Origin of the sequence: Microbacterium gorillae (assembly GCF_050990725.1) — a bacterium.
GTDB lineage: Bacteria > Actinomycetota > Actinomycetes > Actinomycetales > Microbacteriaceae > Microbacterium > Microbacterium gorillae_A.
This window is the reverse complement of record NZ_CP158844.1, coordinates 2,631,797-2,652,521: the sequence shown is the minus strand read 5'-3', so window position 1 is coordinate 2,652,521 and position 20,725 is coordinate 2,631,797. Positions and strand designations below refer to the sequence as shown.

Below are 20,725 nucleotides of genomic sequence, written 5' to 3'. Positions count from 1 at the left end.
TTCGTGCTCCGCCGCGTCCAGGAACTGGCGCAGCTCTTCGATGGTGATGACGGGGATGTCCTCGGTGGCGCCGAGTTCGCGCAGTTCGGCCAGGCGCATCATCTCGCCGTCGTCGCGCACGACCTCGGCGATCACGGCGACGGGGGAGAGCCCAGCCAACCGCATCAGATCCACGGCAGCCTCGGTGTGACCAGCGCGCTCGCGAACGCCACCGGCGGCCGCACGCAGGGGCAGGATGTGGCCGGGGCGGATGAGATCCGCCGCCGTCGCGTCGGGGTCGGCCAGAGTGCGCAACGTGCGGGCCCGATCGGTCGCGCTGATCCCGGTCGTGACACCCACCGCGGCGTCGACGGACACCGTGTATGCCGTGCCGCGCGGATCCTGGCTGTGCACGACCATGAGCGGCAGATCGAGCCGATCCGCCAGCTCCGCGGGCAGCGGAGCGCAGAGGTATCCGCTGGTGTGGCGGACGGTCCACGCGATCCACTCCGGCGTGGCGAGCTGGGCGGACAGGATCACATCGCCCTCGTTCTCGCGCCGCTCGTCGTCGGCCACCAGCACCGGTCGTCCGGCGCGCAGTGATGTCAGTGCTGCAGGGATCCCCGTCATCGCGAGACTCCCGCGAACTCCGCGAGGCGAGCGACGTGGCGCGCCAGGATGTCGGTCTCCAGGTTCACGCGCGTGCCGGCGGCGGCAGCCCCGAGTGTGGTGGCTGCGATCGTCGCCGGGATCAGCGACACCTCGAACCACGGGTTCGGCTCCGTGGCGGCCGAGACGGCAGACACCGTGAGGGAGATGCCGTTCACACAGATGGAGCCCTTGTCCACCACGAGTGGCGCTGCCTCAGCAGGCAGGGCGATGCGCACGACGCGCCAGTCGGGGTGATCGGTGACCGACAGCACCTCGGCGGTCTGCTCCACGTGTCCCTGCACGATGTGCCCGCCCAGGCGCGCGTCCGCGCGCAGCGCGCGCTCGAGATTCACGCGCGAGCCAACTTCCCAGTCGCCTGCGGTGGTCACGCGGAGCGTCTGCGGCATGGCTTCGACCTCGTACTCGTCGGCGGCCCCGCCCGGAGCCGTGGCGACGACGGTGAGGCAGACGCCGTCGGTCGCGATGGAATCTCCGAGGCCCGCCGTGCCGGCCACCCCCGGTGCGCGCACCGCGAATCGCACCACCTCGGGGCCCGCGGTGACGCGAACGATCTCGCCGATCTCCTCGATCAGTCCGGTGAACATGGTTCTCCTCTCCCGGACGCCTGCGGCTCCGGCTGCTGTCAGCCGTGTCCGGGGTGCGCGAAGAGGGAACGCGCGATCACCGACGGGTGCGCTCGGCGCATCCATCTGTGACCCGTGCTGCCTCCCATCCGGACTCGAGTCATTCGCAAGCGAAGACCCATCACCGTCGGTCCCGGAATTTCACCGGGTCAACCACAGAAGCAAGCCTCTGCGGGTCGCGGACTGTCACCGCCGGTTCGGATTCTCACCGACCCCGGAGCACGTGTGTCGTTTTGAGTGTAACCCCGCGGGCGCACGCCTCGGCCCGTCGCAGGGACACGACCGTCACATATCGTCCGCATATCGAAAACCGCATACGACGGGGCAACACGCGCCCGTGTTCGCTGGACCCATGTCCTCATGCGTTTCTGAACTCGTCGTGCATGACGAGGCGATCCGAGAGAACACGGCCCGGTTCGCCGAGTTGACCGATGGCCGGGTCATGGCCGTGCTGAAAGCCGACGCCTTCGGGCACGGATCCATCGCGGCATCGGTGCTGGCGGCGGGCGCGGGAGCCATCGGCGTGACATCCGTCACGGAGGCACTCGCCTTGCGCGCGTCGGGGATCGATGCTCCGATCCTCAGCTGGCTGAACGCGCCGGACGCAGACTTCGTCGCCGCGGTGACAGCCGAGATCGAACTCGCCGTGTCGAGCGCTCATCTGCTGCACGCGATCGCGACGGCGGCACGCGCGGTCGGACGTGTCGCTCGCCTGCACCTGCACGTCGATCTCGGGATTTCGCGCGACGGCTGCCCCGTGTCGGAGTGGGCGGCACTGTGCGCTCTCGCTCGTGAGTACGAGGTGACAGGTGCCGTCCGTGTCGTCGGCGTCATGGGACACATGTCGTGCGCAGATGTTCCCGAGCATCCGCAGAACGCGCGCGAGCGACTCCTCTTCCATAACGCCGTGCGCACGGCACGGCGCCGGGCGCTGGCTCCCCGCCTGCTGCACCTGGCGGGCACGGCGGCCACGCTCACCGGCGTGGGAGCGGGCTTCGACATGCATCGAATCGGTGCCGGGCCCTTCGGGATCGACCCCTCGCACACCACAGATTTTCTCCGCCCGGCACTCACGCTGACGGCACCCGTGGTTTCGGCACGTGACGCCGCGGCTGGGACGGGAGTCGGGTACGGTCACGACTTCGTCGCTGACCAGGCGACCCACCTGGCACTTCTGCCGATCGGGTACGGCGACGGCCTGCCACGCGAGGCGTCCGGCCAGGCCGAAGTGCTCGCGCGCGGCCGACGTCGACCGATCGTCGGGCGCTTCTCGATGGACATGCTCGTCGTCGACACCGGCGATGACCGTCTGGAGCCGGGGGAGAGCGTCACGGTGTTCGGCCCCGGCGATGCCGGCGAGCCGACCGTGGCCGAGTGGGCCGCGTGGTCGCACACCATCGAGCACGAGATCGTGACGCACGTGGGCAGCCGAGTGGCGCGCGTGCATCGAACCATCGAACGCGCGCACCGCGCGGAGGGAGTCCCATCATGAGAATCGCTGTGATCGGCGGCGGCCGTAATGACGAGCACATCGTCTCACTCGCGTCAGCCGCAGGGGTCTCATACGCCGTGCAGCTGCTGGGGTGGGAGAGCGTGGCGCTCACCATCGACGATGACGGCACCTGGCGCGACCGACGCGGGACCGCGCTGTCGGCCGCGCGGGCGATCGAGCTGCTGAGCGCGTGCGATGTCGCGTACCCCGCACTGCACGGTGTGCATGGCGAAGATGGGGCGGTCGCCGGTCTGCTCGACCTGTGCGGCATCCCGTTCGTCGGCTCGCCGGTGCGCGCGGGAGCGATCGGCATGGACAAATGGCTCACGAAGCTGGTGGCCGCAGCACTCGGCGTCCGCACGGCCGCCGGGGTGCTGTTGACGCCCGATGCGCCCGCGGCTGTGTCGATGCCGCTGCCTGCGGTGGTCAAGCCCGCGACCGGCGGCTCCAGCAACGGGGTCTCCGTGGTGACGGACAGCTCTCACCTCACGGATGCGATCGCTCTCGCTCGCCAGTCAGGCGCGACGGTTCTGGTGGAGGAGTATGTGCGCGGGCGCGAGGTCGACATCGCCGTGTTCCGGGATGCGGCGGGCGCGCTGCGCCTCGGCTCCACCCTGGAGATCGGCGTGGACGACGGAGACGTCTTCGGCCGCGATGCCAAGTACGACGGCTCGGCGCGCTTCACCCTGCCGGCGGAGATTTCGGGGGCGGAGGACGCCGCGATCCGTGCGGCCGCATCCGCGCTGTACGAGGCGATGGAGTGCAGTGGCGTGGCGAGGTTCGACTTCTTCGTCACCGACGCGGGCCCGGTGCTCAACGAGGTGAACACCTCACCGGGAATGACCGAGCAATCCCAGGTGCCGCGCATGTTCGCGGCGGTCGGTCTGCCGTATCCGCAGCTCATCGCGGAACTCGTCGAGGCAGCACGCGTGGCGCAGCCGATCGGCATCCCGGCATGATGTCGCCCGGCCACGCGCGACTGGCGTGGGCGGACGCCCTGAAGGGAGCGCTGATCCTGCTCGTCGTCTTCTGGCACGTGGTGCTGAAGACCTACCTGCAGGTTGACTGGCGCATCGGCATCCCGATCCCCGGGGTGTGGGGACTGCTGAGCGACATCATCTGGCCCTTCCTCATGCCGCTTTTCCTCCTGGTCTCCGGGGTGTTCGCCGCTGAGGCGCTCTCCCGTCCGTGGGCGCGTGTGCTGCGGCCCCGGGTGCTGCGCTTCCTCTACCTCTTCCTGCTCTGGACCCTGATCCACACAGCGGCGATGTGGGCGTTCCCCGACTTCCCGACGTTCGTGCCGCGCGGCGTGGGGGAGTTCCTCGAGGCCATCACGATCAGCCCGCCGAACACGTGGTACCTCTACGCGCTGGCGCTGTATTTCCTGCTGGCGCGGGCGCTGCGCAGGGTGCCGACGTGGGCGGTACTGCTTCCGGCGATCGCGCTGTCGGTGACGGTTGCTGCGGGGCTCATCGACGTGGTCAGCAACCGAGGCTCGATGCTGTACAACCTCGCCTTCTTCCTCATCGGGGCACGATTCGCGCCGGCGATCCGGGGCTTCGCTGCACGTCCGCGTCCGACGTTCGCGGTGCTGCTGGTGGTCGGCTACGGCGTCCTCTACGGCGGTATGCGTCTGCTGGATGCGGCGACGGTGCCCGGCGTCTGGCCCGCCGTCTCTGCGGTCGGAGTGGCGATGGGGCTGTCGCTGGCGCCGCTGCTGCCGAAGGTTCCCGTGCTCGGCGGGTGGCTGGCGCGTCTCGGCCGTCACACGCTCCCGGTCTACCTGCTGCACATGCCGATCCTGGTGATCGTGGACGCGCTGGTGGTCGGCTGGGTGTCGGATAGCCGCGGGGTCGTCCAGCTCGTGGCGGCGGTGCTGCTTCCGGTGCTGTTGACAGGCGGGATCACCGCGATCAGTGCGTTGCTCGGTTCTTGGATCGAGAAGGACGGACCGCGGTGGCTGTTCGATCTCCCCAGCCGCACCGCCGGTGTACGACGGATGCCGTGGCGCGTGGTCGGAACCGCAGCGGTGTTGGGTGCCGTCGGCGTGGTCGCGGTGGCGGCCTCTGCGATCCCCGGCCCGCCCGCATCGCCACCCCACGTCGCTGCCGTGCGGGCGGGAGAGGTGAGCATCGGCGCGGTGGGCGATGTGCTCGTGTACGACACCGGGCATCGAGTGCCGGATGATCGTGGGCTCCACCACTTCGATGCGGTGCGCTCGTGGTTCACCGAGGATCTCGTGACCGGCAACCTGGAACAGGCGATCACGGCCGACACCGGGTACGACAAGTGTGGCGGTCAGGGGGAGTGCCTGGCGTTTCGCAGCGACCCTGACGCGGTCAGGGCACTCGCAGGCTTCGACCTCCTCAACCTGGCGAACAACCACTCGCGCGACTACGGCGACGACGGATTCGCGAACACCCGCGATCTGCTCGCCGATGCCGGGATACGCGCCGTTGGCGAGCGCGACGAGATCGCCTGGATCGCGGTAGGCGACAGCATCGTCGCCGTGGTGGGGTTTGCACCGTACGACGGATTCAACAGAGTGACGGACCTTCGTCACGTGCGCGCGGTCGTTCGTGCGGCCGCGTCGAAAGCTGACATCGTTCTCGTCCATGCCCACATGGGGGCGGAGGGACCCGGCGCCGACGTCGTCCGTCCGGGTACGGAGACGATGTACGGCGAGAACCGCGGCGATCCCGTGGCTTTCGCCCACGCGGCGATCGACGCGGGTGCCGACGTGGTGATCGGACACGGACCCCACGTGCTGCGGGGAATGGAGGAGTACCGTGGCCGGCTCATCGCCTACAGCCTCGGCAACTTCGGGGGCGGAGGCGTGTTCGGCGCCGAAGAGGAGACCCGTCGCGGTGCATATCTGAGTCTCCGATTGCGGTCGGACGGCTCACTCCTCGCCGGAACGGTGAAGTCCGTGCGGTTCGAGCAGGAGGGCGGCGCGCCGGTATCGGACCCGTCCGGCACCGCGGCGCGCGTCATGGACGAGCGCGGACGGCGCGACTTCGCCGATCGTGCCATCCGCGTGGACGCCGACGGGAACCTGGTGATGCCATAGACGACAACGTGGACCGCCCCAACAGGGGACGGCCCACGTTGTCGTATTGTCAGCCTTCGCCCGCGAGCTTCCGCAGCGCGGAGAGCAGCTCCTCGCTCGTGTGGGTCTCCTGATCGAGGTTCGCCTGCAGCAGCGTCACAGCCTCGGAAGCACCGAGAGCCGTGAGTGGCACGATCAACGACGTGTAGGCGGCGATCTCATAGTGCTCGTTGCCGAGCGCAGCACTGAGCGCCACCTGATCGCGCAGCTTCGGCGCCGACCGCTCGATGAGAGAGCCGGCCTGCTTCGAGATGCCCTTCGTGCTCGGCGACGGTGACGTGCTCTGCTTCAGATCGAGAACCTCGAACACCTTGCCGAGGTTCTCGATCTGCTCGCGCGTCTCGTCGGCGTGGTGACGGAAGAGCTTCTTGATGTCGCTCGAGCGTGCCGCCCCCGCGAGCTCCTCCACCGCCGCGAGCGAGTCGTGCTCCATGGTGAGCGCTGTGCGCAGTTGGAAGTGGATCAGCTGGTCGGGGGTATCGAGTGTCTGCTGGACCATGGTCCTCCCTTTCGTCTGGCCTTCGACGCTAGAAGCACGCCGCAGGGTGGACACGGGGGTTGACGGCCGTCGGCACGGCGCGCTACGGAGGGCCGGGCGGGGGCCCGCCCGGCCCCTCCGTCACAGCGTGCCGAGCAGCTCGCGCATCTCGTCGATCTCGGTGGTCTGGTCATCGATCACCTGTTGCGCAAGCTCGAGCACCTCCACCGACTGCGCGCCGTCCAGCGCAGTCCGGGCCATCTCGATCGCCCCCTCGTGATGTGCGATCATCTGCTCCACGAACAACCGCCCCGCCTCCGAGCCCGGCGCAGCCTCCAAGCGGGCGAGATCATCCTCGGAGAGCATGCCCGACATCCCGTGGTGCATGCCGCCCATGTTGGCGGAGTCGGCATCCGACGCAACGCCCCAGGCGGACAGCCAACCCTGCATCCGCTCGATCTCCGGTCCCTGCGCCTGTGAGATCCGTTCCGCCAACGCCGATACGCGCGGGTCGACATCGGTCTTGTCTCCGATGATGTCGGCCATCTGAATGGCCTGCTGGTGGTGGGGGATCATCATCGTGGCGAACATGACGTCCGCCGCTCCGATCGCCGACGAGCTCGCGCTCGCGGACGGCGACGGTGCGGTGGATGATGCGGCCGAGCAGCCGGTGATGCCCAGCGTGAGGGTGAGCGCGCCGATTCCGAGCGCGACGATGTGCTTCTTCATTCTTCTGTTCCTGTCTGTATCGGTGTGTGAGTGCGAGCGGGCGTGCGGCGCCCGAGCGATTCACGTCCGACTGATGGACAGGACGATGAGAGAGGGGCGTGGGGGCGTGATCTCTCGAGCGGTGAGCGCGACACCCGTGCGGTACATCGGCGGCGGAACGATCGCGACGGCCACAGCGGGCGCGCTGATCGAGGGGCCGGTGCTGAGTAGCGCCGGTACGCAGTCCGAAGCGCCGGCAGGGTGCGACGGCGGCGTAACGGTGCCGCGTGCGGGCGAACCCCCGAGGTGTTCGGCCCGGTCGACCGATCCGCCGGCGACCTCCGCAGCCTCTGCGCTCGCCGCCTCCATGCCAGCGTGCATCGACATCGCGGGCGTGGTGCCGTGGGCGGCGTGGTCGCTGGACAGTGCGTGCATCCCGACGATCCCGACAACGGCGAGCGCTATCAGGAGGGGGAGAACCGGCCGCAACCAGCCCACCACGGTGCTGTTCACATCGCCCTCCTCTTGACAGGAATATCGCCCGTGTGGGGATAGTTGATGATAGCAGTACCCCCTAGGGGTATCGCCGTGCGGCACGTCGTGCCGGTCACCAACCGAAGGAGTGGACATGAACCGCGCCGAGCATCCTGCATCGGATTCCGTCGAACCTGACATGAGGGAAGCAGACGGGGCGCGTCCGGCCCACGGCGACCACGTCGATCACGCGCATAACCACGCCCACTCCACGCACGACCGTCACGACGCACACGAGGAGCACGTGGGTCATGGCGGTCACGATGCTCACGCGGGTCACGATCCTCACGTGGGCCACGATGCTCACGCGGGCCACGAAGATCACGCCGGTCACATGGGCCACGGCGGACAGAACAGTCACGCCGGCCACGACAATCGACCGGGTCACGCCGGCCACGGCGATCACAATGCCCATGCCGGGCACGGAGATCACGTCGGACAGTTCCGCCGCCTGTTCTGGATCATGCTGGTCCTCGCGGTGCCTACCGTCGCGCTCTCCGACATGTTCGCCATGATCCTCGGCTACACCCTCCCGAACATTCCGGGGCTCGCCTGGGTGTCACCGGTGCTCGGCACGGTCATGTACGTATGGGGCGGCCGGCCGTTCCTCACGGGAGCCGTGGACGAGATCCGCGTGCGTCGCCCCGGCATGATGCTCCTCATCGGTCTGGCGATCACGGTGGCGTTCGTCGCCTCGTGGGGCGCGAGTCTCGGGTTCCTTCATCACGAGCTCGACTTCTGGTGGGAACTCGCCCTGCTGATCGTGATCATGCTGCTCGGTCACTGGATCGAGATGCGGTCGCTGGCGCAGACGACCTCCGCGCTCGACTCCCTCGCCGCACTCCTTCCCGATGAGGCGGAGCGCGTCGAGGGCGAACAGATCGTCCGGATCACTCCGTCCGATCTTCGCGTGGACGACATCGTGATCATCCGACCCGGCGGCAGCGTGCCAGCCGACGGTCGCGTGGTCGAGGGGCGCGCGTCGATGGACGAATCCATGGTGACAGGGGAGTCGCGCACGGTGGAGCGCGGTGTCGGTGACGCCGTCACGGCGGGAACCGTGGCCACGGACTCCGGATTGCGGATTCAGATCACCGCCACCGGCGACGACACCACGCTCGCCGGGATCCAGCGCCTGGTGACGGAAGCGCAGAACTCCTCATCGCGGGCGCAGCGGCTGGCCGACACAGCGGCCGGGTGGCTGTTCTGGTTCGCGCTGGGAGCCGCCGCGATCACGGCGATCGCCTGGACGCTGCTGGGGCGCGGTGATGACGCCGTCATCCGCACCATCACGGTGCTGGTGATCGCCTGCCCGCACGCGCTCGGTCTCGCGATCCCGCTGGTGGTGTCCATCGCCACCGAGCGTGCGGCGCGCGGCGGCGTGCTGGTGAAGGACCGTCTCGCCCTCGAGACCATGCGCACCGTGGACGCCGTACTCTTCGACAAGACCGGAACGCTCACGCGCGGCGAGCCGGTTGTCACGGACGTGGAGTCAGTCGACGGAGTGACCGACGACGAGGTGCTGGCGCTGGCCGCAGCCGCGGAAACGGCGAGTGAACACCCGCTGGCGCGCGCCATCGTGCGTGCTGCACGGGACCGGGGGCTCACGGTGCCAGCGTCTCGCGACTTCACATCGTCGCCCGCCGTCGGCGTCTCCGTCTCCGTCGCAGCGGCCACCATTCGGGTCGGTGGGCCGCACCTGCTCGCTGAGGAGGGCGCGACGGAGCTCGCTGTCGCCGACAACTGGCGTGCAGACGGAGCGATCATCCTTCACGTGCTGCGCGACGGTACGGTGATCGGTGCGTTGAAGCTCGCGGATGAAGTGCGTCCCGAGTCTCGGGAGGCCGTTGCCGCGCTGCAGTCGCTGGGAGTCGAAGTCGTGATGATCACGGGGGATGCGGAAGCCGTCGCCCGCAGCGTGGCTCAGGAGCTGGGGGTCGATCGGGTGTTCGCCGGGGTGCGTCCCGAGGACAAGGCGGCGAAGGTGCAGGAACTGCAGCGCGAGGGTCGCCGGGTGGCGATGGTCGGTGACGGTGTCAACGACGCACCCGCCCTGGCGCAGGCCGACGTCGGCTTGGCGATCGGAGCCGGTACTGACGTGGCGATCGCGTCCGCCGGAGTGATTCTGGCCGGCGATGATCCGCGTTCGGTGCTGTCGGTGATCGAGCTGTCGCGCGCCTCGTACCGCAAGATGAAGCAGAACCTGTGGTGGGCGGCCGGGTACAACCTGCTCTCCGTGCCGCTGGCGGCGGGTGTGCTGGCTCCGGTCGGTTTCGTCTTGCCGATGTCGGTGGGGGCGATCCTGATGTCTCTGTCGACGATCGTGGTGGCGTTGAACGCACAGCTGCTGCGCCGACTGGACCTGCGTCCGGAGCGCGCCGCCCGCGCCGTCCTCGATCGGTGACCATCGACGAGCCCCACTTATGCCGTGACCGGGCCGCTATGTCAATCCCCGCGGCGAGAGCCGCCTCCTGCCGCACACTTCAGCAACGGCGCGCTCTCGGGGAGCGGCGCGGGGCTCGAAGGAGGCAAGTGATGAACGATGGGGTCCACCAGCTGGTTCTGGAGTCATTGGATGCGTCAAGCTGGCGACTGACGGACCGGGCTGTGCCCCGGGGCAACGCCGATGCGATCCTCGGGTGCGTCGAGCGCATAGGAGACGGCGTGTACGAGGTGATCTGGCTGGTCGGCGGTCTGTCGAAGCAGCAGTTCTCATCATTGGAGTCCGTGTTGCTGGCGGGAGTGGCACGCGTTCACGGCGCGGCCACAGAGGCCACGATGGTGCATCGCATCTGACGGACACAGCAACAGGCGAGGGACGACGCGATGCGTCGTCCCTCGCCCCGTGTCGATTGTGCATCTCAGTGCTGGCCACCCTTGCGGTCGGCCTCGCTCGGGTCAGCACCGCCTTCGGATCCGAACTGTCCGCCGCTGGCCTCGCCGCCTCGGCGGCCGGCTTCGCGGGGGTCGGCGCCGTTCTCGGCGCCGAACTTGCCGGTGCTCGCCTCGCCGCCCTTGCGGCCCGCTTCGTGCGGGTCGGCGCCGTGCTCCGCGCCGAACTTGCCGGTGCTCGCCTCGCCGCCCTTCCGGGCCTGCTCCTGCGTATCGGAGCGGTTTCCGAACTGTCCTTCGTTCTCGCGATCAGCCATGATGATCCTTTCCTCGCCCTGGTGGGCGGACTCAGGGAGACGGGTTCGTGCCGGGAATCCGGCCGGTGTCTCCGTGACTCCATGCAAGGCGCCCGGGACGAGAAACCGGAGGGGGTTCACAAGGTCGAGGGGCGGTGAAACAATCGGCCGCTGCTACCGCCCGACAGGCGTAGGGCGGGCCCGACGTTCCTGTCAAGGCCCTTCGCTCCAGCCCATCAGTCGACCTAGCCTGCAGACATGACTGACCGACTGACCGACCCCAGGACCAAGTACACGACGGGCGGGTTCGCCGCAGACGACCAGGAACAGCCCGGCCTCACCAGTGACACCGTGCCGCGCCCCGATCATGGCGAGAGCAGCTACCGCGGATCGGATCGCCTCCGCGGACGGCGCGCGTTGATCACCGGCGGTGATTCCGGCATCGGGCGCGCCGTGGCCATCGCGTTCGCGCGCGAGGGCGCCGATGTGGCCATCAACTACCTTCCCGAAGAGGAGGAGGACGCCCGTCGGACACAGAAGCAGATCGAGGACGCCGGCGTGACCGCCGTTCTGCTGCCGGCCGATATCACGACGGAAGAGGCCGCCACTGGTGTCGTGAAGGACGCCCGAGATGCGCTCGGGGACATCGACATCCTCGTCCTGAACGCGGCGTACCAGAAGCAGCGAGATGAGGACGCGGCGATCGAGACGAGCGAGTTCGATCGGGTCATGCACACGAACCTCTATGCCCCGTTCTGGATGGCGCGCACGGCGTTGCCGGAGATGGAGCCGGGGTCATCCGTGATCGTGACCACGTCCATCCAGGCATTCTCGCCGTCTCCGGGACTGCTCGATTACGCCATGACCAAGGCGGCGCTCGCCGCGTTCGTACAGGCTCTGGCAGAGCAGCAGGGGCCTTCTGGCATCCGGGTGAACGGTGTGGCGCCGGGCCCGATCTGGACGCCGCTGATTCCCGCGACCGGCTGGCCGGACAAGTTGCCGAAGTTCGGGCAGGACACGCCGCTCGGCCGAGCGGGACAGCCGGCAGAACTTGCCGGCGCATACGTCTACTTGGCTTCCGAAGAGGCGTCCTACGTCTCGGGCGCGATTCTGGCGGTTACCGGCGGCAAGCACCTCTGACGGTTCCGGACACGGATGCAGGGCGGCCCGCCGGCCGCCTTGCATTCGTGCCGTCTCTGGTCGTTGAGTCATGACAGATCGTCGATCGCCGGTGTTCCGGCATCGACGGGTGCGGTCGACAGCGAGCTTCAGTCGACGATCTCGCGTTGGGTGCGAATGAAATCCGCGTCCGCCGGTGTCAGTCGTGTTCCCTCGGGAACGGCAGTGCCGGTGATCTCCGCGATTTCGTCTCGAACCTCTGCGGGAATGGCTTCGTCATCCAACGCTCGAAGCGCGTGCTTCGCCTGGATGGACAGCTTCGGCCACCACTCGTGGATCTCAACACTCATCTCAGGGCCTCTTCCTTCGCCACCGGCGTCGCGGCGGTGTTGGCCGGCCACTCGTGGCCGGTGGTCGACTGCTCGTGAAAGGGCTCCGCCGTGAGCCGGATGCCGCCCGTCGAGTGCGCCGAATGTGCCAGTTGGTCGATCCACTCGGGGCTGATGTCTGCGGGGTTCGGGTCGTCGAACACGAACCGCAGCGGAATGGACGGGTGCAGCCAGAGGGTGCTGCGCCCGCCGGGCTGTCCCTCGGGGTGAACCCACGACAGCGTGAAGCTCTCACCCCGGCGCAGTTTCGCCGTCACAACCAGCTTCAGGTGAGCCAGCGTCCGGTCCTCGATCTCGATCGGTGCGGCAGGGCCGCCATAGAAAAGCACTCCCATGATCAACCTCTCATCGTTCGAACCGCGCCTGTGCTGGGGCCCGAGCCCTGGGGCTCGGGAACCAGGTGAAGGCCCGTCGGGGAGTTTGCAGTGTAGGTGAGGGCGTCGAGCCACTCGGGGTTCAGCTGCGGGCGTCGGCTCCCGCTGAAGCGATAGACCACCGGAATGGACGCGTGCATCCACACGCTCGTCCGGCCGTCACCGAGGCTGGCGTCCTCGCGCCAGGTGAAGTGGAACGCCTCGCCGCGGCGCAGCTTCGTTCCGATGACCATCTGCAGGTGAGCCAGTGCCCGGTCCTCGATGTCAACTTTGGTCGTGTCTGAATAGAAGAATTTGCCCATGGCGGGCCTCGATCCTGTGGGGGGTTCGCCGTCTTTCGAACGATCGGCGAGGTGTTTCCACGGTGGCACACGGCAATCGGCGCTGACAGGGGGGAGGCATGATCTGCGGCATGTGCATGGCACAAAACGCAGGTCGGGGCCGGAACCAGGGATCCTGAGAATCTTCACATGATCAGCCAGAAACGACGAAGCGGGCGCGATCCGAGGATGGCGCCCGCTTCGAGTCAGAGTGCTTACTGGTTGATGCCCTTGAGCGAACCGGTGATCTTGGCCAGGTCGTCCTGGTAAGCAACGCAGTCGACCTCGCGGTCTCCGCCCTGCTCCCACGACTCGGTGGTCGGCGTGATGGGGTACCAGGTGTACGTGGAGGTGTTCGAGTCGAGGCCGATGTAGTTCACGAACTCGGCTTCGCACTTCTCTGCAGCGGCAGCGGTGATCGCGTCGTCGCCCGGGAAGTCCGTGCCCTCCATGTCGAAGAGGAAGTACACCTCTTCGTCGTGCTCCTGGTCGCACGGCACTGCCGGCACCTCGGTGATGGTGGTGGCCTCCTGCGCGAGGAGGCAGTCGCCAACCTTGAGGCTGAACGCGTCCTGCTGGCCGGCCTCGGTGATCGCGCCGTCCTCGTCGCGCGTGGCGCTCGGTGCGAACATGCTGCAGCCGGTGAGGCTCACAGCGGCGGCGATGGCGAATGCTGCGGCCAGGGTGCGGCGCGCTGCGGTGGTCTTCATGCGTTCTCCCCACGAGATGATGGAGCGCACCATCCGGGACAGAGAGTGCGCGTGCAGAACACCGGGTGCGAGTCCGGTGGTTGAAAAAATGTTACCTGAGCGTCCGCCGAGAGCGGTAATCACTGACGACGCTCATTTGTGCACTTACGACTCGAAACCGTCCACCCCAGGCGTCCAACTGGTCACGGTGCGACCCCAGCCACGCTTCTTGGCGATCTTCTGCACGGTCTTCCAGTCGCCGTCATCGATGCGGTCGACGTACAGCACGCCGTCCAGATGGTCGAACTCGTGCTGCATGATCCGCGCCCGCCATCCGCTGACGTCGATGCTGACGGGTGCTCCACTGAGGTCAGTGCCAGTGACGCGAACACGATCCGACCGGCGCAGCGGGAATCGCTCGCCCGGAACGGACAGGCACCCTTCGGATTCTTCGTCGGGGTCGGGTGCTCCCGGCTCGGGCGACAGCATCCAGAGCTCAGGATTGATGACTTCCCCGCGCCACGGCTGGCCCTCGTCGTCCTCGTAGGAGTAGACGTAAATCCGTAGTGCGACACCCACCTGGGGGGCGGCGAGACCGACGCCGGGAGCGAGATCCATCGTCTCGTACATGTCGGCCACGAGCGTGCGGACTTCGTCGGTGATCTCGCCGACGGGGGAAGCGGGGGCATGGAGAACGGGATCGCCCATGATGCGAATCGGAAGTACGGCCACGTCAGAAGCCTAGTCCGCGGCACCGAGCAGGTAGGCTCAGGGGGTGATGTGGGGGACTGTTGCGGCCGCGCCAGACGTCAACGACCTCATTGGGTTCTTGCAGAACCCCAAGATTCTTCTGGGAATCCCGCTCGCGCTCGCCGGGGCAGTCTTCATGTCGCTGGGAACGCAGTACCAGCATCGCGGTGTCGCGAAGGTGGAGAAACTCAGCGGCCAGGACGCCGCCGGGGGACTGAGCCGCGGTCAGCTCGCCCAGCTGTTGACTCGTCCGTCGTGGATCGTCGGCACTCTCATGCTGGGGCTCGCGATCGTCTGTCAGCTCGCCGCCATCTGGCTCGCACCGCTCATCGTGGTGCAGCCACTCGGTGCGGTCGCGCTCGTGATCACCACGCTGCTGAACGCCCGGATCACCGGGTTCACGCCGACGCGCCAGTCGCTGATCGCCATCGGCCTGTGTGTGGGCGGCACGTTCCTCTTCGTCTTCCTCGCCGCGATGTACGCCGAGGACAAACCCGTCACCGATGCGCAACTGGGGACGGTGCTCAGCATTCTGCTGGTCGTCATCATCGTGCTCGGCGGGCTGTGGGTGCTGCTGCGCAACCGCATGAAGGCGCTCTTCTACATCATGGGCGCCGGCATCATCTACGGCTTCGTGGCGACGCTCGCGAAGGTCGTGTTGAAGCGCATCCAGGAGCAGGACTTCGAGTGGCTCACGCTCGTGTGCCTCATCGCCCTCGTGGCAGGCACCCTGCTGGGCGGCTACTTCGTGCAGACCGCCCACGCCTCCGGCCCGCCCGACCTCGTGATCGCCGGGCTCACCGTTGTGGACCCGATCGTCGCGGTGCTCATCGGTCTCCTGGTGCTCGGTGAGGCGACGTCCGCTCCCACCTGGATCTACGTCGGCTTCGGTATCGCCGGCGCGATCGCCACCTTCGGGGTGGTCGCGCTCACTCGCTACCATCCGCAGGTGATCGAGGAGAGCCAGGAGCTGCCGATCCAGCGCGGAAGCAGTGGTCCGGCCGGCGACTCACGACCGGTTCCGCCCCCCACTGGGCCGACGGTGTCGTTCGACGCACCGGATGCGGCCGACCTGCCGAGCACCGACGACCTCGTCGAGAACGCGTCCGACCCGGGCATCGCCGCGGACCCCGCGCCGCGCCCCGTCGCCGGATCCCACGACCGACCCTTCTCCCACCCCGATCGCTGACCCGCGACCGGGTAGGCTGGTCGCGTACGGGGCGGTGGCCAAGCTGGTTAAGGCAGTGGGCTCATAACCCAACGATTCGCGGGTTCAAGTCCCGCCCGCCCTACCGTGTACTCCTCTGGAACAGCGTAATTCCGCGGTTCTTGGGAGGGCGACCATGTCGCAGCAGTTGGCTGGAATCAGCAATGTGTCCACAAATAGTCCACTTATTGCCCCGTCAGACCCTGTTCTAGGAAGGGTGTACGGGGTCCTACGGGCAGACCGTGCACAGGGACGGGATGCAGCCGCGCATGTGGTGGGTATGAGTGCTGACACCATGCCTGACCTGATGACGACCGAGCAGCTCGCCGAGTACCTGCAGATCCCGGTTCGCACCCTCGAAGACTGGCGCAGCCCGCGTCGCAAGACGGGCCCCCGGTGGATCCGCTTGGGCAAGCGAATCCGGTATCGCCGTGCGACCGTCGACGCCTGGCTGGAAAGCCAGGAGACTGCAGACGACCCAGTCCAGGATGTCGCCTGATGGCTGGACGCCCGGCCCTGGGCGTCGGAGAGCTCGGATCGGTGAAGTGCGTTGAGGTCAACGGACGCTTCCGAGGCCGCGCTCGAACCCGCGACGCCGCAGGTATCGTTCGCCGGCTGACGGCCACCTCGACGTCACCAGAGAAGGTCAAGCAACTTCTCCAGGAGCAAGCGGACGAGCTGGCCATCGCAGTGAGGGTGGTTGACGGCGACAGCGAGTTGGGGACCTTCCTCGCCCTGTGGATCGAGGATCGACAGGAGGAAGTGAAAGTCCAGTCGATGCGGGTTTACCGGTCGACTGCCGAGTACCTGACAGGCATCATCGGTGCGATCCCCGTCAAAGAGCTCACGCCCGCTCGGCTCAAAGGCATCCTGAAGGAGATTGGCAAGACCCGAGATCTTCATCAGGTTCGAACCGCTCTCAACGGCGCGCTCGGAATCGCTGTGGAGCTGGACGCGATCCTCCACAACCCGATCGCGAGCTTGCGGCGAAAGAAGCCTCGCCGCGGACGCCCGAAAGCACTCTCCGTCGCCCAGGTGTGGGTCCTCCGGGAGGTGATCCTAGAGCGTGAGGCTGGTGTTGCGAAGCACGGCGGACCGGCCGGCGCCAGGATCCTCCGCTGGGTTGTTGAGCTCATGCTCGCATCCGGCCTGCGAATCTCCGAGGTGTGCGCGCTGCGAAACATGGATGCCGACCTGCAGGCAGGGACAATCGCCATCACCGGGACCATGATCGAGGACGAGCACTACATCCTCGTCAGACAGGACGAACTGAAGGCCCGCGATCAGGCACGGATCATCAAGCTCCCGCAGTACGGATGCAACGTCCTGCACGAAGCGCGGTCCGCCCAAGAGACCATCCCCAGCCGACTGCCGCAGTCTCCAGCCCTCCACGGGCGACGAGGCAACACGCTGGATCCACGGAAGGTCAGGAAGGCCCTGATCAAGCTTCGTGAGCATCCGCGCCTCGTCGAAGCTCTCGCCGTCACCGGCCTCAAGCCCACGGACCTCACGCCACACTTGCTCCGCCGGACTGCAGCCACCTTGGTCGCAGCAGCCACCGGGAACATCATCAATGCGCAGGAGTTGTTGGGACACGCACACGCAAGCACCACCAAGCAGGCCTACCTCGGAGAGGCGTTCTTCACTGTAGGTTCTGCCCTGGTCCTAGATGAGATCCTGGGTGAGCGCGCAGCCCAGTAGCAACAGCCGTCACGTGGGTAGTGGGCTGTTACCGCTGACGATGGGCGATCCCGAGAGTGTCCGCGGCGTAGAGCGCGTCCCGGGTTCCGTGGATGAGTTCGGCCACGTTGAGCCTCGAACGGTTGTTGGCGAACGATCCAGACCCTGCGGCGTAACCGGTGCGCGCCGCGAGCTCGTCGACACTGAGAGGTTCCGGATAGACCTCGAGGAGCGCGCTGAGCATGGCCGCTTGCGCCTTGGGTAGCTTCGCAAGCCACCATTCAACGAGTGCTTGACCAGACGGCAGCGGTTCGAAGCCGCCGTTGGCGTCGAGAACAGTCAAGCCCTCCGGCGTGACTGAGATGGCCTGCGCTCCGCCGATGATCAGTCCCCGTGTGCGAAGACCGCTCAGGCTGTTCGCGAACGACCCTGACTTGTGGGCGTAGCCAGTGAACAACCCGATCTGACGGGTTGAGAGCTCGCCATGGGCAGCCAGCGTCGTGACGATCGCCTTCTGCATCTTGCTGAGCTTCAGGTCCCCGTCCGTGGAGGCGGCCGGCCGAAGAACCACATTGCGGGGAAGCTTCGCACGAATCTCTGGGGAGAGCGTTCGTTGCGGCGCTACCCGCGGTGCGTTGCGAGCGGGCGACGTCTGGCCGCTCCGGGCTGGCGGTGCGTCGCGGACGACGGCGCGGAGACGTTCAGCGAGAGCCTCACCCGTTGCCATTGCCTCCTGCAGATCACGGACAAGCCCGCGGGCCTCATCCGCCACCAGATGCTCGAACCGGTCGATCATCCCCTCGAGGGCCTTGCGGTCGTCGTCAGTGATCACCGGGACGGGAACCTCGACAAGCCGGGGCTCCGCGACGCCCGAGTCGGTCTGCTGGGCCAGCTGTCGCTCCAAAGCGACGATGCGCTGGCGGAGCGCCTTCGGATCGTCGTTCCGCGCACGCTCGATCGTCGCCGCCATCTCCGACTGGATCGCGGCAAGATTGATGTCCGCGAGCGTCGCTGGCGGCCGCGGCGATTCGCCCACCTTCGGCGTGGTGCCGGCATCGTACGTGCGGCGTGGGCGGAAACGGAACTTCACCGGCTCGCCACGTTCCGGCTGCCACAGCCAGCACTCACCGGTCGCCAACGACGGGAGGCTGTCAATGATCGCCGACGACTCGCTGTGCGTCTCGATCCACGCCCGAACGGCCGCTCGATCCTGAGGCGACACGGTGCGGAGCATGAAGAGGTTGTCGACCTGCGTCAGCACGTTCTTGTTCAGCGACGCGCTCCGCTGAGACAGCATCGTGACACCGATGCCCTTGAATCGGCCGAGCTTCACCAGACGCTCGAACGCACCCACCATGGGCGCATCACCAGAGTCCACGCGCTGCGGAATCACCTCGTGCGCCTCTTCGATCAGCAGATGCATCGGCGCACGCTCAGCCCGCCGGTACAGCCGGTTCGTGAACGCTGTGAGGAACTTCCGGCGCTCAGCAGCGGAGAACTCCGACACATCGAGAACGGCGCTGAGGTTCCGGCTACGCAGCAGATCCGCGATGTACTCACCGCTGTCCGCTGCCAACGGGAGATCGCCATGGAGGCCACCGAAGACCGGGACAGGCAGACCTTGATCCGGAGTGCCATCGGCGCCGGAGCGCACGCCCCAGTGGTCGCCCTTCGGGTCGATCGAGACGACCGGCACGCCGACGTTGTAGATCTCCTCGAACAGGTCAAGCCCGGCAGTGGATTTGCCGGACCCCTTCTTTCCGAGGATGGCGTTCGATTCGGTGACCAGGTCGAGGGGCAGCTGAATCCCGCCCAGGTCGAGGACGCGAGCACGGGCAGTCATGCTGGCTCCAAGAGGCTGACGATCGAATCGGTCATCCGATCGTGCGACGTCATGATGCGACCCGGGCGACCCGCCTCGAACGGCCCGAACATGTCGGCCTCCTTCTTCGACCGCTGCGAGTGCCGGTACGTCTGGACAGCAGCGAAGATTCGCCGAGCCGTCTCCGAACGAACGAGCGCGTCCGCGCTGTCGGGGGAGCGCAGCCCTTCACGTGAGGAGAGATCCAGCACCGGCTGCTCCAGCTCGTACGGGATCCGGCCGAGCGTGAGCACCGCGGCAAGCCGACCAATCGGGGAGTTGCGGGTCATCGTCGTGCGAGCCGTCCGCGTCCACCATGGGCGGTGGACATGAACACGCCACAACGGCTCAGTAGTCGCGGTCTTCCTCATCAGGTGTCCTAGCCTCTCGGGGTTCGTTCGCAGCCCATGCAACCTTCACATGCGCGGCGAACACGTGGCCGACGTTGATCACGCCAAACCACACGGAGCGTGCTCGGCGAATGTCTGCGTATTGCTGCTTACGCTCGCGTCATGACACGAATCCGATACCAAGAGATGACCGCCGACCAGCTCAACGTGGTGCTGCCTGACGGGCATACCATCCACTGCGCGTACGACTTCGGCTGGCGGTACCGGCTGCGGCCGGCATGGCAGGAGACACTGGATCCCGATGACGGGACAGAGTCGGTTGACCCGACTGTGGTGCCCGATGCTGATGCGTTGGTGCTGATGCCGGATTGGTCTGGGCCCGACGATGATGCGATCGTTGTCATCGTCAACGACTGGTTCATGAAGAAGGACTCGTTCGTCAACGAGCTCACCCACCTGACGACGTCCGGTCCAGACGCCCCAGGCGCCCTCGTCTTCGTCCCGGAGAAGGACATCGGCTCCCACGCTGCCCGGGACGCAGTGAGGAAGCGCCTGCAGCAGCCTGACGCACACGGACTCGGACCCACCGAGATCCGCTCGTACTACCCGGCCTAGGCTCCCCGCCGGCGACGTCTCCGCTGCTCGGGGATCTTCTCCTTGCTGAGCACAGTCACCACAAGATCGTGAGGGATCGCCACAGCCGAGCTGCGGCGATACACAGCCGCCGGCGGGTTCTGAACCTCAAGCTCGTAGAGGTATCGGATCGAGCGACGTCTACCATGCAGGGTCTGTCCCTTCGCATGATGGATCGTTGGGCGCTCGGGGAACACATAGACGAGGGGCATTCGTCGACCCCACGCCCGATCAGCGACGTACTGACGGCCGCGATGCGCTTTCATCGTGACGACATCACCAACGGCCCACTCCGCCGCTGTCACATGGAAGACCGTCGCCCCCACCGTTGACGCTGGTGCCCGGCGGTATGTGTTCCACAGGGGGGCGAGGGCGGCCACCAGTGCGAGGATGAGCAGTCCGCTTCCGAGCAGCCACACGCTGCTGATCTGCTTGAGCCCCAGCATCACGGCGCCGGCCGCCATCAGGGCCCCGCCAACGGCCAACGGCACGAGGAGCAGGACGGTGTGCAGAAAGTACCGGCGACTCTCAGACGCCGGTACCCAGTTCACGTCGCCCCAGACAGAGATCTCGTCCGTGCCGTGGCTCGGAACCGGCGGCGCCGTCGCTTCACCGTTCATGTGCGAATCG

Annotated in this window: 24 protein-coding genes, 1 tRNA gene, 1 pseudogene and 1 riboswitch; of the genes and pseudogenes, 11 read left to right on the top strand and 15 right to left on the bottom strand. The window is 67.2% G+C overall.

Annotation, left to right across the window (positions count from 1 at the left end):
- Positions 1–6: 6 nt before the first annotated feature.
- Together ribB and ABTV68_RS12285 are read right to left on the bottom strand one after the other, a co-directional pair.
- Positions 7–609, bottom strand: a pseudogene (gene ribB / locus ABTV68_RS12290) (3,4-dihydroxy-2-butanone-4-phosphate synthase); the annotation flags it as partial.
- Positions 606–1,235, bottom strand: a complete 630-nt coding sequence (locus tag ABTV68_RS12285; RefSeq protein WP_433673973.1) for a riboflavin synthase — start codon at positions 1,233–1,235, stop codon at positions 606–608. The pseudogene ribB and the gene ABTV68_RS12285, both read right to left, overlap by 4 nt.
- A gap of 111 nt (positions 1,236–1,346) precedes the next feature.
- Positions 1,347–1,500, bottom strand: a riboswitch (FMN riboswitch).
- 126 nt (positions 1,501–1,626) lie between these two features.
- On the opposite strand from ABTV68_RS12285, the gene alr reads away from it, so the two are divergent.
- The 3 genes from alr to ABTV68_RS12270 are packed head-to-tail and all read left to right on the top strand — an operon-like array spanning position 1,627 to position 5,836.
- Positions 1,627–2,766 carry an alanine racemase gene (gene alr, locus ABTV68_RS12280; RefSeq protein ID WP_433673972.1) on the top strand — a complete coding sequence of 380 codons (1,140 nt, stop codon included), beginning with the start codon at positions 1,627–1,629 and terminating at the stop codon, positions 2,764–2,766.
- Positions 2,763–3,725, top strand: a complete 963-nt coding sequence (locus ABTV68_RS12275; protein ID WP_433673971.1) for a D-alanine--D-alanine ligase family protein — start codon at positions 2,763–2,765, stop codon at positions 3,723–3,725. Before alr ends, ABTV68_RS12275 begins: the two co-directional genes overlap by 4 nt.
- A complete protein-coding gene (locus tag ABTV68_RS12270) occupies positions 3,722–5,836 on the top strand; it encodes a CapA family protein (protein ID WP_433673970.1) in 2,115 nt (704 codons plus the stop codon). The genes ABTV68_RS12275 and ABTV68_RS12270 overlap by 4 nt, the downstream gene beginning before the upstream one ends.
- Positions 5,837–5,885: 49 nt before the next feature.
- On the opposite strand, the gene ABTV68_RS12265 is transcribed toward ABTV68_RS12270, so the two are convergent.
- The 4 genes from ABTV68_RS12265 to ABTV68_RS12250 all read right to left on the bottom strand — a co-directional run bounded on the left by ABTV68_RS12265 (position 5,886) and on the right by ABTV68_RS12250 (position 8,019).
- On the bottom strand, positions 5,886–6,374 hold the full coding sequence (locus ABTV68_RS12265; protein ID WP_433673969.1) for a ferritin-like domain-containing protein: 489 nt from the start codon (positions 6,372–6,374) through the stop codon (positions 5,886–5,888).
- A 120-nt stretch (positions 6,375–6,494) separates the two neighbouring features.
- The gene (locus ABTV68_RS12260) at positions 6,495–7,082 is read right to left on the bottom strand and encodes a DUF305 domain-containing protein (RefSeq protein ID WP_433673968.1); all 588 of its coding nucleotides are present in this window, start codon (positions 7,080–7,082) and stop codon (positions 6,495–6,497) included.
- Positions 7,083–7,142: 60 nt separating this feature from the next.
- Entirely contained in the window at positions 7,143–7,574 is a 432-nt protein-coding gene (locus ABTV68_RS12255; protein ID WP_433673967.1) for a DUF6153 family protein, read from the bottom strand.
- Positions 7,575–7,668: 94 nt separating this feature from the next.
- On the bottom strand, positions 7,669–8,019 hold the full coding sequence (locus tag ABTV68_RS12250; RefSeq protein ID WP_433673966.1) for a hypothetical protein: 351 nt from the start codon (positions 8,017–8,019) through the stop codon (positions 7,669–7,671).
- 39 nt (positions 8,020–8,058) lie between these two features.
- Here ABTV68_RS12250 and ABTV68_RS12245 point away from each other — a divergent pair, with 39 nt between their 5' ends.
- On the top strand, positions 8,059–9,999 hold the full coding sequence (locus ABTV68_RS12245; protein WP_433673964.1) for a heavy metal translocating P-type ATPase: 1,941 nt from the start codon (positions 8,059–8,061) through the stop codon (positions 9,997–9,999).
- A gap of 131 nt (positions 10,000–10,130) precedes the next feature.
- On the top strand, positions 10,131–10,391 hold the full coding sequence (locus ABTV68_RS12240; protein WP_433673963.1) for a hypothetical protein: 261 nt from the start codon (positions 10,131–10,133) through the stop codon (positions 10,389–10,391).
- A 65-nt stretch (positions 10,392–10,456) separates the two neighbouring features.
- On the opposite strand, the gene ABTV68_RS12235 is transcribed toward ABTV68_RS12240, so the two are convergent.
- A complete protein-coding gene (locus ABTV68_RS12235; protein ID WP_433673962.1) occupies positions 10,457–10,744 on the bottom strand; it encodes a stress protein in 288 nt (95 codons plus the stop codon).
- Positions 10,745–10,981: 237 nt separating this feature from the next.
- Here ABTV68_RS12235 and ABTV68_RS12230 point away from each other — a divergent pair, with 237 nt between their 5' ends.
- Complete coding sequence (locus ABTV68_RS12230) at positions 10,982–11,863, top strand: SDR family oxidoreductase (protein ID WP_433673961.1); 882 nt, start codon at positions 10,982–10,984, stop codon at positions 11,861–11,863.
- Positions 11,864–11,991: 128 nt separating this feature from the next.
- Here ABTV68_RS12230 and ABTV68_RS12225 read toward each other — a convergent pair whose 3' ends face one another.
- The 5 genes from ABTV68_RS12225 to def form a co-directional block, all read right to left on the bottom strand.
- Entirely contained in the window at positions 11,992–12,192 is a 201-nt protein-coding gene (locus tag ABTV68_RS12225; protein ID WP_433673960.1) for a hypothetical protein, read from the bottom strand.
- Positions 12,189–12,566, bottom strand: coding sequence for a hypothetical protein (locus ABTV68_RS12220; RefSeq protein WP_433673959.1), 378 nt, complete (start codon positions 12,564–12,566; stop codon positions 12,189–12,191). Before ABTV68_RS12220 ends, ABTV68_RS12225 begins: the two co-directional genes overlap by 4 nt.
- Before the next feature lie 2 nt (positions 12,567–12,568).
- Positions 12,569–12,907, bottom strand: coding sequence for an ATP-dependent DNA ligase (locus ABTV68_RS12215; protein WP_433673958.1), 339 nt, complete (start codon positions 12,905–12,907; stop codon positions 12,569–12,571).
- Between the two features lie 233 nt (positions 12,908–13,140).
- Positions 13,141–13,635, bottom strand: a complete 495-nt coding sequence (locus ABTV68_RS12210) for a septum formation family protein (RefSeq protein ID WP_433673957.1) — start codon at positions 13,633–13,635, stop codon at positions 13,141–13,143.
- 144 nt (positions 13,636–13,779) lie between these two features.
- Positions 13,780–14,346 (bottom strand): peptide deformylase, encoded by a 567-nt coding sequence (def, locus tag ABTV68_RS12205; protein WP_433673956.1) that lies wholly within the window; start codon positions 14,344–14,346, stop codon positions 13,780–13,782.
- Positions 14,347–14,392: 46 nt separating this feature from the next.
- Here def and ABTV68_RS12200 point away from each other — a divergent pair, with 46 nt between their 5' ends.
- The 4 genes from ABTV68_RS12200 (at position 14,393) to ABTV68_RS12185 (ending at position 17,272) form a co-directional block, all read left to right on the top strand.
- Positions 14,393–15,553, top strand: coding sequence for a DMT family transporter (locus ABTV68_RS12200; RefSeq protein ID WP_433677601.1), 1,161 nt, complete (start codon positions 14,393–14,395; stop codon positions 15,551–15,553).
- 28 nt (positions 15,554–15,581) lie between these two features.
- Positions 15,582–15,656, top strand: a tRNA-Ile gene (locus tag ABTV68_RS12195).
- Between the two features lie 195 nt (positions 15,657–15,851).
- Positions 15,852–16,070, top strand: a complete 219-nt coding sequence (locus ABTV68_RS12190; protein ID WP_433673955.1) for a helix-turn-helix domain-containing protein — start codon at positions 15,852–15,854, stop codon at positions 16,068–16,070.
- Complete coding sequence (locus ABTV68_RS12185; protein ID WP_433673954.1) at positions 16,070–17,272, top strand: site-specific integrase; 1,203 nt, start codon at positions 16,070–16,072, stop codon at positions 17,270–17,272. Before ABTV68_RS12190 ends, ABTV68_RS12185 begins: the two co-directional genes overlap by 1 nt.
- A 28-nt stretch (positions 17,273–17,300) precedes the next feature.
- Here the strand turns inward: ABTV68_RS12185 and ABTV68_RS12180 are convergent, their stop codons facing one another.
- Complete coding sequence (locus ABTV68_RS12180) at positions 17,301–19,094, bottom strand: ATP-binding protein (RefSeq protein WP_433673952.1); 1,794 nt, start codon at positions 19,092–19,094, stop codon at positions 17,301–17,303.
- Positions 19,091–19,402, bottom strand: coding sequence for a hypothetical protein (locus tag ABTV68_RS12175; RefSeq protein WP_433673951.1), 312 nt, complete (start codon positions 19,400–19,402; stop codon positions 19,091–19,093). The genes ABTV68_RS12180 and ABTV68_RS12175 overlap by 4 nt, the downstream gene beginning before the upstream one ends.
- Before the next feature lie 222 nt (positions 19,403–19,624).
- Here ABTV68_RS12175 and ABTV68_RS12170 point away from each other — a divergent pair, with 222 nt between their 5' ends.
- On the top strand, positions 19,625–20,077 hold the full coding sequence (locus ABTV68_RS12170) for a hypothetical protein (RefSeq protein ID WP_433673950.1): 453 nt from the start codon (positions 19,625–19,627) through the stop codon (positions 20,075–20,077).
- Here ABTV68_RS12170 and ABTV68_RS12165 read toward each other — a convergent pair.
- Positions 20,074–20,715: a hypothetical protein gene (locus ABTV68_RS12165; protein WP_433673949.1), complete on the bottom strand. Its 642-nt coding sequence runs from the start codon at positions 20,713–20,715 to the stop codon at positions 20,074–20,076. The genes ABTV68_RS12170 and ABTV68_RS12165 overlap by 4 nt on opposite strands.
- Positions 20,716–20,725 lie beyond the last annotated feature (10 nt).